The following is a 17096-nucleotide window of genomic DNA, read 5'->3' as shown; positions in this document are numbered from 1 at the left end:
GGGTGGTAAAATAAGGAGTCGATTATGAAAATAAAATTGAAAAATATTGGAAAAATTAAAGAAACAGACATAGAAATAAAGGGAATAACTGTTATAGCTGGAGAAAATAATTCTGGTAAAAGTACGGTCGGAAAAGTTTTGTATAGTGTATTTAATACTTTTTATAATGTTGAAGCAAGAATTAGATTGGAGCGTATAGAAATTATTGGTGGTTTGCTAGAAAGAATATCTCAGGAATTGTTTGATTTAAGGAGAAACTCGGGTAGGTTTCATTTAATGCGACAAACGAGACAACAAATAGCTAATAGTATTATTGATGATTCATTGTTTGAAATGAATAAAAAAGAAATAGCAGATACTATTTTTAATATTTTCAGTCAAGATAATTTTACCCCAGAAGAGGTTACCTATGAAAAAATACTAAATTCAAAGGAATTAGAAGAAATAGTAAATGTGAAAAATATACCTGAAAATAAAATTTTTGAGCGTATGTTTTCAAAAAAAATAGATACTGAATTTGGTGGGCAGATAAATAATATTTTTAATGAAAAAGATGGTCAAATTGAGTTGGTAATAAAAGATAGAGTGGTATCTATATTGCTAAAAGATAATTTTGTAAGTAATATTAACGAAAATTTCTCTTTGAAGACTGAGGTTATATACATAGACGACCCTTTTGTGGTTGATGAAGCGGATAGTTTTATGACATCCACTGAAACTCATAGAGAGCACTTGATTGATAAGCTTTCTTTGGATAGAAAAAATAATATTATCAATGAAATAATTGTTGAGGACAAGATAAGTAATATAATTTTAGCAATCAACGATATTTGTAGTGGAACTTTGGCATATAAAAAAAACTATGGCATAGGCTATAAGCTTTATGGATCAGATAAAATTTTAGATATTAAAAATGTTTCGGTTGGATTAAAAACATTCATTATATTAAAAACACTCTTGATGAAAAGTGTAATTCAAGATAATGGTGTTGTTATTTTAGATGAGCCAGAAATTCATCTTCATCCAAAATGGCAATTAATTTTTGCAGAGTTAATAGTAATGCTTCAAAAAGAATTTAATTTGCATATTTTATTAAATACTCATAGCCCATATTTTTTAAACGCTATTCAAGTCTATGCAGCAAAACATACAATATCCAATAAATGCAAATATTATTTATCTGAAAATAGAGATGATTACTCTGAAATAAATGATGTTTCGAATGATATTGATAAAATTTATAAAAAGCTGGCTGAGCCATTTCAAAAATTAGAGAATCAAAAATATGAACCATAATAATCGATTTTTTAGAGCATGTATGAGTAGCATAAAAGATACCTCTCTTGATAATGGACAATATATGACAAATTCTGAGATTGAGGTTATAAATTTTGATAAAGTAAAGGATCTGTATGTTAAGGATTTGGGGTTGAAACATGTCCCGTGCTCTATAGATGCATTTTGTTGTCATGCCAATACATTTATTGAATTTAAAAATGGAAATATTAAAGACAAGAATGAGTGTTTTAAAATTCGTAAAAAAATAGTAGACAGCCTATTAATTTTTACGGATATACTCAAAATTGGCATATCGTATACCAGAAGTGATATTGATTTTATACTTGTTTATAATAAAGCAAAAAATAATGTTAATGATACAGAATGTGATGGTATTCAAGAATCTGAATCACTTGACTCTATAGTAAAGAAGATTTCCGAATTAGGAAAGGAAGAGATAATAAAATTTGGTCTAGGTGACTTTAAAAAATATTGTTTCAAAAATGTTTATACCTATACACAGGAAGAGTTTGAGCAGAAATTTTTAAAAGTCAATTAAAATAGACTAGATTTAATATAATTCATCTGGGATAATTATAAATACTGAAGATTAATTCGGCACATTTCATCAAACTATTGAAAGCTACAAGGCTATAAACTTTTTCAGATAGGTTTATATGTTTTTGTAGAGCTAAAGATGGTCGGTGTCAGTAGTTTAGGATATCATATTGCCAGTATTGGTCAGGGGCATTGCCGAGTGTTTGACTTTGCATTCGTTATAAATTTGCATGATATATTTTTTTGTTTAAGCCTATTTTGACAAGTGGATATGAGAAATAAAATTTAAAAATAACTTAGTATATTAGGATAAGCAAGTTTTTAAAAGCAAAAGCTTGAAATTGCTATGGGTTGTATAAAAGTTACATACATATTAAGTGTATGGCAACAAGATATGGCTTAAGACTATATCTATTTTGCATAAGTGTCAAATTTTGTAATATGACCATAAAAGTAGCCAAAAATATCTTGTAAGATATAATGTTGCTATCAATCCTTGCGATTTGTCCTATAAAGATAGCAAAATTGTAATATCTGAAATTTGTCCCTGTGCAAATTCAAACAAGCAAAAGATAAGCCTTATCAACAAATCGTCCGAAAATTTTAGCTACAATGACGCGTAAATTTACGAAAGGAAGGAAAATGAGTAAAATTTACAATCTAAACGCCGATACGAAAGTCGTCGCAAAAAGCGTTGTTAGTAAGAGAATTTTTGATTGCGAGAACGCTCATGTTGATGTATTTGCTTTTGATACGGGCGAGGAGCTAGATCATGAGATGCTGTTTTGTGACAGTCTCGCATGGGTTGTAGAAGGCGGCGCTAGCCTATACTACGGTGAAAAGCAGATGCATATAGGTAGCGAGCAAGCTTGCCTGATAGAGAAAAAAGTGTGGCGCAAGCTAGTTTTTAACGAACCAACGAAATATATTTCAATTGATTTTAAGGAGGATTTAATGATAGATCATTTACCTAAGGCAGCTATTTTTAGCTTAGTTGATGCAGTGGAATACGAAAAAGGCAAGATAGTTAGCAAGACGCTTGTTAAAAATGAGAATGGCTCAATGTCATTACTTAGTTTTGACACAGACCAAGAGCTCTCAACTCACGCAGCTCCAGGCGATGCACTACTTATCGCACTTGATGGCGAGATGAAGCTAACTATTGGTGATGAACATTTTGATATCAAAAAAGGCGATACCATCGTACTTCCAGGCAAAATACCACACGGATTAAAGATAAAAGATAAATTTAAAATGCTCTTAATCGTGACCAAAGACAAAATGTAATACCAAGCCCTATTTTTAGGGCTTTTTCTCTATAGTAACAATAGTAAATTTATACTTAATAAAGCAAAAAGTAAAACCATAATATAATCGCTCCAAAAAAAGAAAAACTATGAAAAAAGAAAATTCCAAGCTATTTTTATTGCTATTTTTAGGTGCCCTCTCTGCATTTGGACCATTTGTTACAGATCTTTATTTGCCAGCACTTCCGGCTATTACTGAGTGGTTTAAAACAAGCGTTACAGCTACGCAATTAACGATCACGACATCAATGGCGGGCTTAGCCATAGGTCAGCTCATAGTTGGTCCAATAAGTGATAAATTTGGCCGAAAACTGCCCCTTACCATCTCGCTCATCGTCTATACGATAAGCACTATTTTTATATTTTTTGCACAAAATATCCAGTTTTTTATCTTTATGAGAATTATTCAAGGGCTTGCGAGTGCTGGTAGCTTAGTCATCTCAAGAGCCGTTGTGAGCGACCTTTATAAGGGTCACGAGATGACTAAATTTTTTAGCCTTATGATGGTCGTAAATGGTCTAGCCCCGATACTTTCACCAATTGGCGGTAGTTTGCTGCTTAAATTTACCGACTGGCGTGGCATCTTTATGGCGCTTACTATCATTGGCATTTTGCTTTTTATTGCAAATTTTTATTTCAAAGAGAGCTTAAGTCAGTCAAATCGCTTAAAAATGCCTTTGTTGGTGACTTATAGTGTTTTTGGCAAAATTTTAAAAAAGAAAAAATTTATACTTTTCGTAAGCATTCAGACATTTGCGATGGGTGCGATGTTTGCCTATATAGCGTCATCTTCGTTTATTTTTCAAGAATTTTATTCTCTAAGTCCAGTAAGTTATAGCTTTTGTTTTGCTTCAAATGGTTTAGGACTTGTTATAGGAGCAAGGCTTGCTAGCCTTTTAAATGAGAGAAAAGCGCTCAAAACTGGGCTTTTTGGCACCTTGTTTGCTAGTGTTTTTATTGCTTTCATGCTTTGTTTTAAATTTGAAGTGATCGGCGTCATTATCGCATTTTTCTTATTACTTCTTTTTACAGGATTTGTCTTGCCAACTGCTTCATCGCTAGCTATGAACGAAGGCAGAGAATACGCAGGTTCAGCCTCAGCAATACTTGGATTTTGCCCATTTTTCTTAGGCGGCGTCGTCTCTCCGTTAGTTGGGCTTGGTGATATATTTTATTCGACTTCTATTGTTATTTTAGCCTGCACATTATTTGCTTTGATATCTTTTTTAAGGTTAAAAAGATTTGCGTAAAATTTATCTTATTTCAAATACAAAAACTGCTGATGAGAGCGTTGTAAATTTAAACGTTAGCAAGATCGAGTTTTTAAAATTTGAACTAAATTTAAGTGAATATGATGTGCTGGTAGCTACTTCTAAAAATGCTTTTAATGCATTAAAATTTAATGGCATTTCGCCTATAAATTTGCCAGTCTTTGCCATCGCAAATAGTTGTGCGGTAGCCGCAAGAGAGTTTGGATTTAGTGAAATTTACACTGGACAAAACGCTCATGGAGATGACTTTGCAAGAGAAATTTTTCCACTTTTAAAAGGTAAAAAAGTTCTTTATCTAAAAGGTAAAGATAGCGCTTCAAATTTCTTAGAAATTTTGCAAAATGGCAGAGTAAATATAAAAGCAATTATCGCTTATAAAAACGTTTTAAATCCTTGTAAAATGGAGCTAAAACCACCAAAAGATAGCATTTTGATCTTTGCTTCTCCACTAAATGTTAAAAATTTTCTTAGTAATTTTGGCTGGGATGAGAGCTATCAAGCGATAAGCATTGGAAAGGTCACTGCAAAAGAGCTAAAATTTGCCGAGCCAATAGTAAGCCAAAGTCAAGATATAAACGCCTGTATCGCGCTTGCCAAAACATTACTTTAAGCAAAGAATTTATATAATTTTATTGCCTGAGTGAAGCGAGTCAGCATTTTACGGGGTCCAACACTTTTTTGTTAGCGAAAAGGTATGGGTGCTTTGTGATGTGGCTTCGTTTGAGTCTGAAAAGGCGAGAAGTTGCAACCGTTTGGTATCCATCTATTTGCAAGATTGGCTTTGTTTATGGGCCACTCTTCTATGCGACGCCCACTCGGGTTTTTAAATTTACGGAGATGAAATGAATATTCTCATAATAGGAAGTGGCGGCCGCGAATACGCCATTGCTCTAAAACTAAAAAACGAAAAAAATATAAATTTATACTTTGTGCCAGGAAATGGTGCGACCTCATGCCTTGGCGAGAATTTAAACATAAAAGACTTTCATGAACTTGCAAATTTTGCTAAAAAAAATAGTATCGAGCTAACTATCGTGGGACCTGAAGCGCCTCTTAGCGAAGGTGTGGTAGATATCTTTAAAAAAGAGGGATTGCTCATATTTGGACCAAGCAAAGCAGCTGCTAGACTTGAAGCTAGCAAAGCCTATATGAAGGACTTTTTGGCTAGAAATAACATAAAAACCGCAAGATATTTAAATACAGATGATAAAGAAAAAGCATTTAAATTTATTGATACCCTAAGCGCGCCGATGGTCGTAAAGGCAGATGGACTTTGTGCTGGAAAAGGCGTTATAATCGCAAATTCTAAAGAGGAGGCCAAAGAGGCAGTTAGTGACATGCTAAGCGGAGCTAGCTTTGGCGAGGCTGGTAAATTTGTGGTAGTTGAAGAGTTTTTAGATGGCTTTGAGCTAAGTTTTTTTGCCATTTGTGACGGCGAAAATTTCGTAAGCTTGCCAGTAGCTCAAGATCATAAACGCTTGCTTGATAATGATGAGGGTCCAAATACTGGTGGCATGGGTGCTTATGCTCCAAGTCCGCTTGCTTCAAAAGAACTTATAAAAAGGGTTGAAGAAGAGGTTGTGAAGCCAACTTTAAAAGGGATGAAAAACGAGGGCAGTCCGTTTTGTGGAGTGCTTTTTGTGGGGCTGATGATCGTGAAAAATGAGCCTTATGTGCTTGAGTTTAACGTGAGATTTGGCGATCCTGAGTGCGAGGTCTTGATGCCATTAATTGACGGAAATTTGAGTGAAATTTTACTAAATGCTGCAAAGGGCGAGCTAAAGCCTATTAGTTTAAAAGATGAATTTGCAGTTGGTGTTGTGATGGCTAGTAAGGACTATCCGTATAAAAGCAGCCCAAAAGCTAAAATTTCAGTTTTAAATGATGTAAAAGATGCCCACATCGCTTATGCTGGTGTTAGTGAGCAAGATGGAGAAATTTATGCAGATGGTGGCAGAGTATTAGTCTGTGTGGCCACTGCGAAGAGCATAAAAGAGGCACGTGATAGAGCTTATGAGCTTTGCGAAAATGTAAAATTTGACGGAGCACATTATAGAAAAGATATTGCCTGGCAGGCATTAAAATGAGTATGCAGATAGTTGAAAAACTTGAAAAAGAAGAAATTTCGCTAGCGCCATTTTCAAAAAGAGTGCTAGCTTACTCAATTGATGAATGTATTGTTTCTTTTTTGTTTTTGATCATTTACTGGGATGCCTTTTTGTCGGTTATGAGCTATGATGAAGCCAGAAATTTGACTTTAAATTTCTTTTGGCAAATAGTCGCACTAAAGATTATTTATCATGCATTTTTTGTTTGGTATTATGGTGCTAGTCTTGGGCAAATGCTAACAAAGACGATGTGCATTAATGTAGAAATTTTAGATAGACCAAATTTTATTTCAAGCTTGGTAAGAGCGATTTTTAGGTTGGTTAGTGAAGCTTGTTTTTATCTTGGTTTTGCATGGGCATTTGCAAATCCAGCTAGGCAAACTTGGCAAGACAAAATAGCAAAAACAGTGGTGATAAATGCGTAAAATTTTATTTTTAGTTCCGGTTTGTATTTTAAATCTAAGTGCAGCTGTGCAAGATGTGCAGCTTTTGGCTGATGATGTAAAGCAAGATAAAGGCATCGTCACGGCCAATAAAAATGTTGTTGTGTATTCACAAGATTACCTTGTGACAGCTGATTGTGCAGTTTATGATCAAAATAATTCGATTATCGAGCTCTTTGGAAATGTCAATATGATGAAGGGCAAGAGTGAAGTCTCTCGCTCAAACTATGCAAAGCTAAATTTAAAAAATAATGACACTGTTTTTGAATCGCTTTTTATGATGAATAAAGACATGGAAGTATGGATGAGAAGCGATGAAAGTAGCTCTGATAGTGAGTACTATAGAGTTAAAAAAGCGATGGTTTCAAGCTGTAATGTGCAAGATCCTGACTGGAGTATCACCTCAAGCTCAGCTATGCTAAATAAACAAAGTAAATTTTTACACCTTTTTAACCCGGTCTTTCGTATAGCTAATGTGCCAGTTTTTTATTTGCCATATTTTGGTTTTTCAACAGATACCACAAGAAGAACAGGTCTTTTACCGCCTGATCTTGGATACGAAAAATCTGAAGGCTTTTATTACAAGCAGCCGATTTATTTTGCGCCTTATAATGAGTGGGACTTCGAGCTTGATCCGCAGATAAGAACAAACAGAGGTGCTGGAATTTATGGTGCGTTTAGATTTACTGAATCGCCTGATTCAAGGGGCGAAATCAGCTTTGGTTCATTTACTGATAAAAATAGCTACCAAGCCAAGCAAAAAGGAGAGACTTCAAATAAAGCTGAACTAAAAAATAAAACACATAAAGGTATTGGACTAAAATACGAAAGAGATAAGCTTATAAGATATCTTAGTGAAGCGGATTTGCAAGAGGGAATTTGGATAGACGCAACGAAGTTAAACGATATAGATTATTTAAATTTAAAGGGCAGGGATGATGATTATGATTCGCTTGTAACTTCTAAATTTAACTATTTCATCGCAAATGACGATCATTATTTTGGTGCTTATGCAAAATACTACATAGACACTGAAAAAATTGGCTCAAAAAATGAGAACAAAGACACACTTCAAGAGCTTCCATCGCTTCAGTATCATAAATTTACAGATGATATTGTCTTGCCAAATATCTTATATTCACTTGATCTTCAGTCACATAGATATGATAGAAAGATAGGCGTTAGAGCAACTCAGTATGAATTTACGCTTCCAGCTTCAGTGCATGTGCCACTGCTTGATGATAGCTTAACGTTTTCATTTTACGAGTATCTATACGCGTCAAGAATAAATTACGAGAATAAGATAAATTCATTTGATGATAAAAGAGAAGATAAGCATACAAATTTTGTAAATAATTACCACAAATTTGTCCTTCACACTGATCTTGCAAAAGCGTATGAAAGCTTTTATCATACTCTAAATTTTGGGGCCGAATACCTACTGCCAGGCTATAGAAAAGGAAATTTAGATGATGAGTTTATTTATGATAAAAATCTAAATGAGTATGAAAATTTCTTGACTCAAGAGCAGAGTAAGGAAGAAATTTCTGGTTATCTGACTCAGTATTTCTTTAACTCTAATGGTAGAAAGATTATAAAACATAGTATTTCTCAAGGATATTACACAAAAGAAGATGAATATTCGAATTTAAAAAATGCTATCTATCTATATCCATTTGAAAATTTAAGCCTTTATAATAAGCTTGAGTATTCGCACAAGAGTAAAGAGCTTAAAAAGGTACAAAGCGGATTTTCATACACAAATGATTTATTTTGGCTAAATATGCTTCATACCATGAAGAAAAATGATAGCAAAATAAAAAATAGCGCAACAAAAGATAGCTATTTTACAAGTGGTCTTGGAGTAAAATTACCTCATCAGTATAGTCTTATTGGCGGCTGGCAATATGATATCGAGCGAAGCTACACAAAAAGCTGGAGAGTTGGAGTGCTTCATCAAAGAAAATGCTGGAATTACGGGATAATTTATCAACAAGATGTCGAGCCAACAACAACAATAAACGGCTCAGCATCAACTAGAAAAAATGGTATCTATTTCACGATAAATTTCTATCCAATGGGCGGTTTGCACTATGACTTTTCGCAAAGCAGTACAAAATCGAGTGCCAACTAAATGATAACGGCTAAATTTAAGGATCAATTAGAAGCAGCTAGCAAACTAATTGAAATTTTGCCAAAAAAAGAGCTCGTAGATAAAAAGACGATAGTTGTTTGTATGTCGCTTGAGTCAGTTATACTCACAGATGCAGTTTGTAGAAGCTTAAATTTAAGCTACGAGATGCTCTTTAGCGAGCCAATACCTGCGCCAAATAATAGCGAATGCGATGTTGCAATAGTTAGTGAGACAGAAGATATAGTATTAAATGATAAACTTATAAAAGCTTTTAATATAAGCTATGACTATATTTACGGCGAAGCACATAGAAAATATGAAGAGAAAATTTTAAAAAACGTTTATAAATACCGAAAAGGAAATTTGATAGGAGAGCTAAAAGATAAAAATATTTTACTAATCGATGAGGGGTGCGAGACTGGTATGACGGCACTCATTTGCATAAAGACATTGCTTGATGTGAAGGTAAAATCCATCTCATACGCAACGCCAGTGATTGCTACTGACGTCTTTACAAATTTAAATGATATGGTTGATGAAATTTACACGATAAACAAGATCGTTGATTTTATCGATGTGGATTCGTATTACGAGAAAAAGATCGAAGCTACGAGTGAGCGTATCATGTCAATATTAGAAGAGAGCCCTTATTATTTGCCGTTACAAAAACAACAAGGAGATAAAAATAATGCAATATAGTATAGAAGTCAATAATCAGGTTGAAATTTTTGACCTTAATAAAGTAGCAAAACAAGCTAGCGGAGCGGTACTTTTAAGGGTGAAAAATACCGTCGTTTTAGCAACTGTTGCAAGAGAAGATACGCAGGTTGAGGAGGATTTTTTACCTCTAACGGTGCAGTACATCGAAAAAGCTTACGCCGCTGGAAAAATTCCTGGTGGATATGTTAAGCGCGAGACAAAGCCAGGCGACTTTGAAACGCTAACAGCTCGCATCATCGATAGATCTCTTAGACCGCTCTTTCCAAAAGGTTATGCATATCCAACTCAAATAGTGGTAATGGTGCTTTCAGCTGATCCTGAAGTTGATTTGCAAGTTGTAAGTCTAAATGCAGCCTCCGTTGCTCTTTATCTTAGTGACATCCCTGTAAATCGCCCAGTTTGTGGTGTGAGAGTTGGCTATATAGATGAAAAATTTGTGATCAACCCAAGCAACTCTGAGCTAAAACAAAGCGCGATCGATCTATACGTGGCTGGCACAAAAGATGAGCTTTTGATGATCGAGATGAGAAGCTTACCTCAGCAAACTACGCAGCTTATCCCGATGGTCGCAATCGAGCCGATGATAGATCCGAGCTTAAGTGATAGCATGGCTCAAAAACAGCTAATGAACGAATTTAGCGAAGATATGATGGTTGAGGCGATTGATTTTGCTGGTAAGGCGATACTAAGAGCTAGCAGCGCTTACGAAGAAGCTTTCAAAGAGCATAAAAAAGAGGACGCTGCGCTTGAGCTAAAACCTGAGATAGAAAATGAAAATATAGCTATTTATATCGATAAATTTTATAAAGCTGAAGTCAAAAATGCGATCAATCAAATGGCAAAAAGCGAGCGCGCGAGCGAACTTAGCAAGATCGCAAAACAAATTTCAAGTGATGAGGTCGCTCAAAAAGAGGGCTGGGACGAGGCTGTTATCACAAATGTCCTTGGCAAATATAAAAAGAAAATCGTTAGAGAGCAGATCATAAACGAGGGTGTTAGAGCTGATGGACGTGGTCTTGAAGAGGTTAGACCTATTAGTATCGAAACAAATGTGCTTCCAAATGCACATGGCTCATGCCTCTTTACAAGAGGACAGACACAAGCCCTAGTTGTCACTACTCTTGGCACTGACAGCGACGCTCAAATGTATGACATCCTCACTGAAAAAGTACCTTTTGTAGAGAAATTTATGTTTAACTACAACTTCCCGGGCTTTAGCGTAGGTGAGGCAAGCCCACTAAAAGCTCCTGGTAGACGCGAGCTTGGACATGGAAATTTAGCCAAACGTGCCCTTGCGCCAAGCATTGATCTAGCATCACCGTACACAATAAGAGTCGTTTCAGAAATTTTAGAGAGCAACGGCTCAAGCTCGATGGCTAGCGTTTGCGGTGGCTCGCTCGCACTTAGAGCAGCTGGCGTAAATACTTTAAAACTTGTCGCAGGTGTCGCTATGGGTCTTATATTTGAAGGCGATAAGCATGCAGTGCTAACAGATATCATGGGACTTGAAGATCACGATGGCGATATGGACTTTAAAGTAGCGGGCACAAGCGATGGTATCACAGCACTTCAGATGGATATTAAACTTGGTGGCATTAGCTTAGAAGTGCTAAAAGAGGCACTTTATCAAGCAAAACGTGGTAGAGAGCATATATTATCTTTGATGGCAGAAGCGGATAAAAATATAGAAATAAATGAAGATGTGCTTCCAAAGCTTGAATTATTTAGTGTTGATCCAAGCAAGATTGTAGACATCATCGGGCAAGCTGGCAAGACTATAAAAGAGATTATTGAGAAATTTGAAGTCTCAATCGATCTTGATAGAGAAAAAGGCGAGGTAAAAATCGCAGGTGGAGCAAAGAAAAATGTCGATGCCGCAAAAGATTACATCATCTCTATCACTTCAAAAGACAATGGACGTTCATTTGGCAAAAAGCCGTTTAAACACGACAAAGAGCGCTCAAAACCAAATTTTAATATCGGTGATGAGTTTTTGGGAACTGTAAAGAGTGTGGTTGATTTTGGTGTGTTTATCGAGCTAAAAGATGGCATTGATGGCTTGCTTCATATCTCAAAGATAAAAACTCCATTAAATGTAGGTGATCAGGTCAAAGTATGTGTGAGCGAGCAAAAAGGAAATAAAATTTCGCTCTCTTTAGTCGAATAAATTTTTAAAGGACAGATGATGAAATACAAAAAGTTGCTTTTTCCAATAGGAGCTGGAGACGATATCGAGCCAAGAATTTATGGTGCCCTAAAGGTTGCTCAGTGGTTTAACACACATATGGAAATTATGACTTGCCAGCTTGATCCAAGCGTAGTTTATAATATGAAAATGACGCTTCGTGGAGGAGTGCTTTTTGAAGAATTTCTAAAATCAGCTAAATCTGAACTAGCTGTCGAGCATGAAGAGAATGAGAAAATTTTCAATAAAATTTGTGCTGAGCTTGGCATAAAAGTAACTAGTAAAATCATTGAAGATGTTTGCACTGCAAATTTTACGATTCATAGCGGCAAAAGAAGCGCGATAGTGGAGCAAGAGAGTAAATTTTGCGATCTAGTAGTGGCTGCTGTGCCACTTGATGGAAAGATCACTGGCACATTTGAGTCAGCTGTTTTAAAAAGTGGTAAAAATGCGATTGTAATCCCTAGAAAAATGCGTGAGTTTAAAGCTGATAATATCCTTGTAAGCTGGACTGGTACGACGCAAAGCTCAAGGGCATTAACAGGCTCGATAGATCTTTTAAAAAAGGCGAAAAAGGTTCAGTGCATTACCTCAAAAGCAAGCCTTGGCGATAATGCTGAACTAAATCTTAAGAAGCTTGAAGAGTACTTCAAAATTCATGGCATATCAGCCACTTTTGAAGTGATCGCTACTACGATGATACCTGGTGAAGCGCTTTTAAAAGCAGCTATTGATAGAAATGCTGATCTAATCGTTGCTAGCAGATATGGTGAAAATGGTCTTATGGAAATGGTGCTTGGTGGCACTTCAAGATTTTTCTTAGAACACACAAATATCCCAGTTTATCTATAATGGATTGCGGCTTAGTCCGCGATCTAATTCTTTTTCACTTTATAGATTTTAAAATTCCATTCACTCATAAGAATTGACTACTAAATTTTGGCTTCACTGACCGCTTAGTTCAAATTTTAGAGCCGAAATTACTCGTTTACGAAATTTTAAAATTCGAGGGAGGCTTTTTTGAATAGAACGCATGCAGTGCGCCAGCACCATTGCATGCACCTTGAACGTGCGAGGGGTTTGGGGGATTTAAAAAGGGGGATAAGGGGACGGCCTCGTAATTCGAGTCCCCTTGTCTCCCTTTTGAATAAAAGAATTTATAAATTTAAAATCTGGATTTCAAAAATAGAATTTTACTATTTTTGCAAATTTTAAAATTCCATTCACTTGCAAGAATTGACTACTAAATTTTGGCTTCACTGACCGCTTAGCTCAAATTTTAGAGCCGAAATTACTCGTTTAAAATTTACAAGACCTTAATAGCATAGTGCGTCAGATGGCAGCGCGCTTCGTTCTTAGCCACAAACTACAAATTATATAAATTTTAAAGCTCCCATTAAGATTTCATCAAGCACCTTATTAGCCAAAATTTTGTAAAATCCACTCATTAAAAAGGATAAAAAATGAGTGAAAATTCTAGCTTTACACACCTACATTTACACACCGAATACTCCCTGCTTGACGGAGCGAACAAGATAAAAGAGCTAGCTCACGTGCTTCATGATAGAGGCGACACAGCAGCGGCTATCACAGATCACGGCAATATGTTTGGAGCGATAGATTTTTACAAAGCGATGAAAAAAGAGGGGATAAAACCGCTAATTGGCATCGAAGCTTATGTGCATAACGGTGAGCAGCTTGATGATAAGAGCACCAAGCAGCGCTTTCACCTTATACTAATCGCCAAAAACGAGACTGGCTATAAAAATTTAATGTATCTTAGCTCCATGAGCTACATCGAGGGCTTTTACTATTATCCTCGTATAAATAAGAAAATCTTAAAAGAGCACAGCGAGGGCTTGGTTTGTAGCTCAGCGTGCTTGCAAGGCGAGGTAAGTTGGCATCTAAATTTAAGCGATCGTAACGTCAAATTTGGTGCAAAGGGCTACGAGAGAGCAAAAGAGGTCGCACTTGAATATAAAGAAATTTTTGGAGATGACTTTTATCTTGAGATCATGCGTCACGGCATCGGCGATCAAAAACGCATTGATGATGACATTTTACGCATCGCCAAAGAGACTGGCATAAAGGTCATCGCCACAAACGATACTCACTACACTTTTAAAGAGCGAGCTGACGCGCATGAGGTTTTTATGTGTATCGCGATGAACAAAACTTTAGATGATCCAAACCGACTTCGCCACAGCGTCCATGAGTTTTTTGTTAAGAGCAAAGAGCAGATGAGTGAGCTATTTTTAGATATCCCCGAAGTGATAGAAAATACCCAAGAGATCGTAAATAAGTGCAACCTTGAGATCAAGCTTGGCAACCCAACTCCGCCAAATTTTAAATTTACTCTTGAATATGCCAAAGAGAGAAATTTAACACTTCCAGAGCCTGAAAATAGATATAGCTTTAAAAATGACGCTATATTTTTTGAATATGAATGTAGAAAAGGTCTTGAAGAGAGGCTAAAATTTGTCCCTGAAAATTTACATGACGAATACAAAAAGCGCCTTGAGATAGAGATTGGTATCATAAATAAAATGAATTTCCCAGGCTATATGATGATCGTTTGGGACTTCATAAATGAGGCTAAAAGTAGAGGCGTACCAGTTGGTCCAGGGCGTGGTTCTGCGGCTGGTAGCTTGGTCGCTTATTCACTAAAGATCACCGACCTTGATCCGATCCCATACAACCTACTTTTTGAGAGATTTCTAAACCCAGAGCGTGTTAGTATGCCAGATATCGACGTGGATTTTTGTCAAAGTAGGCGTGGCGAGATAATTGACTATGTTACGCAAAAATATGGAAAATTTAACGTTGCTGGCGTTATTACATTTGGTAAATTGCTTGCAAAAGGTGTCATTAGAGATGTTGCTAGAGTCTGCGATATGCCTTACGCCGAAGCTGATGCGATGGCAAAGTTAATACCTGATGAACTTGGTATTACGCTAAAAGATGCTTATGAAAAAGAGCCGAAGATAGCTGAGTTAATAAGTCAAAATCCAAAGGCAGCTAAAATTTGGAAATTTGCACTTGATCTTGAGGGGCTAAATAGAAACGCCGGTCAGCATGCAGCAGGTGTCGTTATCTCAAATGAGGAGCTTTGGAATAAAACTCCGCTTTTTCGTCAGCCAAACAGCCCAGAAGATCGCTATGTTACGCAGTATAGTCTTAAATATCTTGAGGATGTTGATTTAATTAAATTTGACTTTCTTGGACTAAAAACACTAACGGTTATCGATAATGCCATAAAGCTGGTAAAACAACGAACTGGCAAGGATATTATTTGGGAGCAGATCGATAAAAACGATTCTAATGTTTATAAAATGATACAAAGTGGCCAAGCGATAGGAATTTTCCAAATCGAGGGTGAGGGCATGAGAAAGCTAGGAACTAGCTTGCGTCCAGACTGCTTTGAGGACATCGTCGCGATGCTAGCGCTCTACCGCCCAGGACCGATGGAAAGTGGCATGCTTGATGACTTTGTCAAAAGAAAACATGGCGAGGCCGAGATAACCTACTCGTTTAAAGAGCTTGAGCCAATCCTTGCGCCAACATACGGCGTCATCGTCTATCAAGAGCAAGTTATGCAAATCGTTCAAGCTATAGGCGGCTTTAGCCTTGGCGGGGCGGACCTTGTGCGCCGTGCGATGGGTAAAAAGATCAAAGAAGAGATGGATAGGCTAAAGGGCGAGTTTGTAAAAGGTGCTGAGGCAAAAGGGCTAAATGGACAAAAAGCAGATGATCTTTTTGAGTTAATTGTAAAATTTGCAGGATATGGCTTTAATAAATCTCACTCCGCAGCTTACGCTTATGTTACCTTTCAAACAGCTTATCTTAAGGCCTATTATCCGGCTGAATTTATGGCCGCACTTCTTACAAGCGAAGAGAGCAACGTCGATAAGATCGTTCGCTATATCGATGAGATAAAACGCATAAATATAGACACTTTGCCACCATCTATCAACAAATCAACTAAAGAATTTAGCGTCGTTAAAAATGGTGATCATGATGGCATTATCTTTGGGCTTGGTGCGATTAAAGGCGTTGGCGGAGCGGCTATTGAAAACATTATCACTGAGCGTGAAGCAAATGGCGAGTTTAAGAGTATGGACGACTTTGTTTCAAGGATCGATCCATTTAAAGTAAATAAAAAGGTCTTTGAAAGTCTCATAAAAGCTGGTTGCTTTGATGAGTTTGGCTTTAGTCGTAAGATGCTTATGCAAAATGTAGAAAATATCATAGAAGCTTGCAAGAGTGCTGCTCAGATCCGTAAAAATGCAGTTGAGAGTTTATTTGGCGAAGATGAGAGCATGAACGATGTGAAGATAAATTTTGTTACGATAAATGACGAATTTGACATCAAGCAAATTTTAAAATTTGAGCAAGAGAGCGTTGGTATCTACCTCTCAGGCCACCCGCTTGATGATTATAAAGACGAGATCAACAAGATAAAATATACTCTAAGCTCAGAATTTGAGAGCTTGCCACAAAGTGCTGAAATTTTAGTCGTTGGTAAGATCGAAGACTTTAGCACAAGGATAACCAAAAGTGGCAAGAAAATGGGCACTATAAATGTGCTTGATTTTCACGGAAATATCGAGATCGCAGTCTTTGAAAGAGAGCTTGGCAACATCGAAGATATAGTAAAAGATGAAGCAAAACGCGACCTGCCCTATGCTTTTAGGATAAATATCACAAAAGATGATCAATTTGTAAGGACAAATTTAAACGAGGTTTATAGCCTAGAAGATGCGCAAAATTTAGACTTTAAGACAAGAAAGCTAAAACAAAATTCTAAATTTTCTAAAAATGAAGAAGCTAGCATGCCTCAAAGAGCAAGAGAATATGCTGAGCTAGAGGTGCTTTTATGCCTTAGTGAGCTTAGCAAAGATAAGATCACTAATCTTTATAATCTTGGCTATAACGAACATATAAAAAGTGGCACAAACAACGATAAACGTCTTGTTATTAAGATAAAAAATGAAAATACGGCTCAAATTTTTGTCTATAAGACAAAATTTGTTGTAAATGACAGCTTTAAAGAAAAAGCACTTCAAGCAATAGCTTGCTAATACCCGGAGAA

The 17096-nt window shown here is 36.3% G+C and carries 12 protein-coding genes; all 12 read left to right on the top strand.

The window, feature by feature from the left end; all coding sequences use genetic code 11:
• Positions 1 to 24 precede the first annotated feature (24 nt).
• The 12 genes from CVS97_RS04745 (at position 25) to dnaE (ending at position 17085) form a co-directional block, all read left to right on the top strand.
• The gene (locus tag CVS97_RS04745; protein ID WP_107785261.1) at positions 25 to 1296 is read left to right on the top strand and encodes an AAA family ATPase; all 1272 of its coding nucleotides are present in this window, start codon (positions 25 to 27) and stop codon (positions 1294 to 1296) included.
• Between the two features lie 22 nt (positions 1297 to 1318).
• Complete coding sequence (locus tag CVS97_RS04740; protein ID WP_159071354.1) at positions 1319 to 1837, top strand: hypothetical protein; 519 nt, start codon at positions 1319 to 1321, stop codon at positions 1835 to 1837.
• A gap of 641 nt (positions 1838 to 2478) precedes the next feature.
• Positions 2479 to 3123, top strand: coding sequence for a cupin domain-containing protein (locus tag CVS97_RS04735; protein ID WP_085658171.1), 645 nt, complete (start codon positions 2479 to 2481; stop codon positions 3121 to 3123).
• 109 nt (positions 3124 to 3232) lie between these two features.
• The gene (locus tag CVS97_RS04730) at positions 3233 to 4393 is read left to right on the top strand and encodes a multidrug effflux MFS transporter (protein ID WP_107785259.1); all 1161 of its coding nucleotides are present in this window, start codon (positions 3233 to 3235) and stop codon (positions 4391 to 4393) included.
• Entirely contained in the window at positions 4386 to 5024 is a 639-nt protein-coding gene (locus tag CVS97_RS04725) for a uroporphyrinogen-III synthase (RefSeq protein ID WP_107785258.1), read from the top strand. The genes CVS97_RS04730 and CVS97_RS04725 overlap by 8 nt, the downstream gene beginning before the upstream one ends.
• 232 nt (positions 5025 to 5256) lie before the next feature.
• Positions 5257 to 6501: a phosphoribosylamine--glycine ligase gene (gene purD / locus CVS97_RS04720; RefSeq protein ID WP_107785257.1), complete on the top strand. Its 1245-nt coding sequence runs from the start codon at positions 5257 to 5259 to the stop codon at positions 6499 to 6501.
• Positions 6498 to 6947 (top strand): RDD family protein, encoded by a 450-nt coding sequence (locus CVS97_RS04715; protein WP_072595114.1) that lies wholly within the window; start codon positions 6498 to 6500, stop codon positions 6945 to 6947. Before purD ends, CVS97_RS04715 begins: the two co-directional genes overlap by 4 nt.
• Positions 6940 to 9099, top strand: a complete 2160-nt coding sequence (locus CVS97_RS04710; RefSeq protein ID WP_107785256.1) for an LPS-assembly protein LptD — start codon at positions 6940 to 6942, stop codon at positions 9097 to 9099. The genes CVS97_RS04715 and CVS97_RS04710 overlap by 8 nt, the downstream gene beginning before the upstream one ends.
• Positions 9100 to 9798, top strand: coding sequence for a hypothetical protein (locus CVS97_RS04705; protein WP_021091548.1), 699 nt, complete (start codon positions 9100 to 9102; stop codon positions 9796 to 9798).
• On the top strand, positions 9788 to 11986 hold the full coding sequence (locus CVS97_RS04700) for a polyribonucleotide nucleotidyltransferase (RefSeq protein WP_107785255.1): 2199 nt from the start codon (positions 9788 to 9790) through the stop codon (positions 11984 to 11986). Before CVS97_RS04705 ends, CVS97_RS04700 begins: the two co-directional genes overlap by 11 nt.
• A gap of 18 nt (positions 11987 to 12004) precedes the next feature.
• Entirely contained in the window at positions 12005 to 12856 is an 852-nt protein-coding gene (locus tag CVS97_RS04695) for a universal stress protein (protein ID WP_107785254.1), read from the top strand.
• A 611-nt stretch (positions 12857 to 13467) separates the two neighbouring features.
• Positions 13468 to 17085: a DNA polymerase III subunit alpha gene (gene dnaE / locus CVS97_RS04685; protein WP_107785252.1), complete on the top strand. Its 3618-nt coding sequence runs from the start codon at positions 13468 to 13470 to the stop codon at positions 17083 to 17085.
• The last annotated feature ends 11 nt before the right edge of the window (positions 17086 to 17096 follow it).

It is taken from the genome of Campylobacter concisus, from assembly GCF_003049735.1.
GTDB classification, from domain to species: domain Bacteria; phylum Campylobacterota; class Campylobacteria; order Campylobacterales; family Campylobacteraceae; genus Campylobacter_A; species Campylobacter_A concisus_AN.
This window is presented reverse-complemented; position numbering and strand designations above follow the sequence as displayed.

Bases quoted from the DNA above. Each gene is read 5' to 3' on its own strand.
- CVS97_RS04745 (WP_107785261.1), top strand. From the start codon at position 25: ATGAAAATAAAATTGAAAAATATTGGAAAAATTAAAGAAACAGACATA.
- CVS97_RS04740 (WP_159071354.1), top strand. From the start codon at position 1,319: ATGAGTAGCATAAAAGATACCTCTCTTGATAATGGACAATATATGACA.
- CVS97_RS04735 (WP_085658171.1), top strand. From the start codon at position 2,479: ATGAGTAAAATTTACAATCTAAACGCCGATACGAAAGTCGTCGCAAAA.
- CVS97_RS04730 (WP_107785259.1), top strand. From the start codon at position 3,233: ATGAAAAAAGAAAATTCCAAGCTATTTTTATTGCTATTTTTAGGTGCC.
- purD (WP_107785257.1), top strand. From the start codon at position 5,257: ATGAATATTCTCATAATAGGAAGTGGCGGCCGCGAATACGCCATTGCT.
- CVS97_RS04715 (WP_072595114.1), top strand. From the start codon at position 6,498: ATGAGTATGCAGATAGTTGAAAAACTTGAAAAAGAAGAAATTTCGCTA.
- CVS97_RS04710 (WP_107785256.1), top strand. From the start codon at position 6,940: ATGCGTAAAATTTTATTTTTAGTTCCGGTTTGTATTTTAAATCTAAGT.
- CVS97_RS04705 (WP_021091548.1), top strand. From the start codon at position 9,100: ATGATAACGGCTAAATTTAAGGATCAATTAGAAGCAGCTAGCAAACTA.
- CVS97_RS04700 (WP_107785255.1), top strand. From the start codon at position 9,788: ATGCAATATAGTATAGAAGTCAATAATCAGGTTGAAATTTTTGACCTT.
- CVS97_RS04695 (WP_107785254.1), top strand. From the start codon at position 12,005: ATGAAATACAAAAAGTTGCTTTTTCCAATAGGAGCTGGAGACGATATC.
- dnaE (WP_107785252.1), top strand. From the start codon at position 13,468: ATGAGTGAAAATTCTAGCTTTACACACCTACATTTACACACCGAATAC.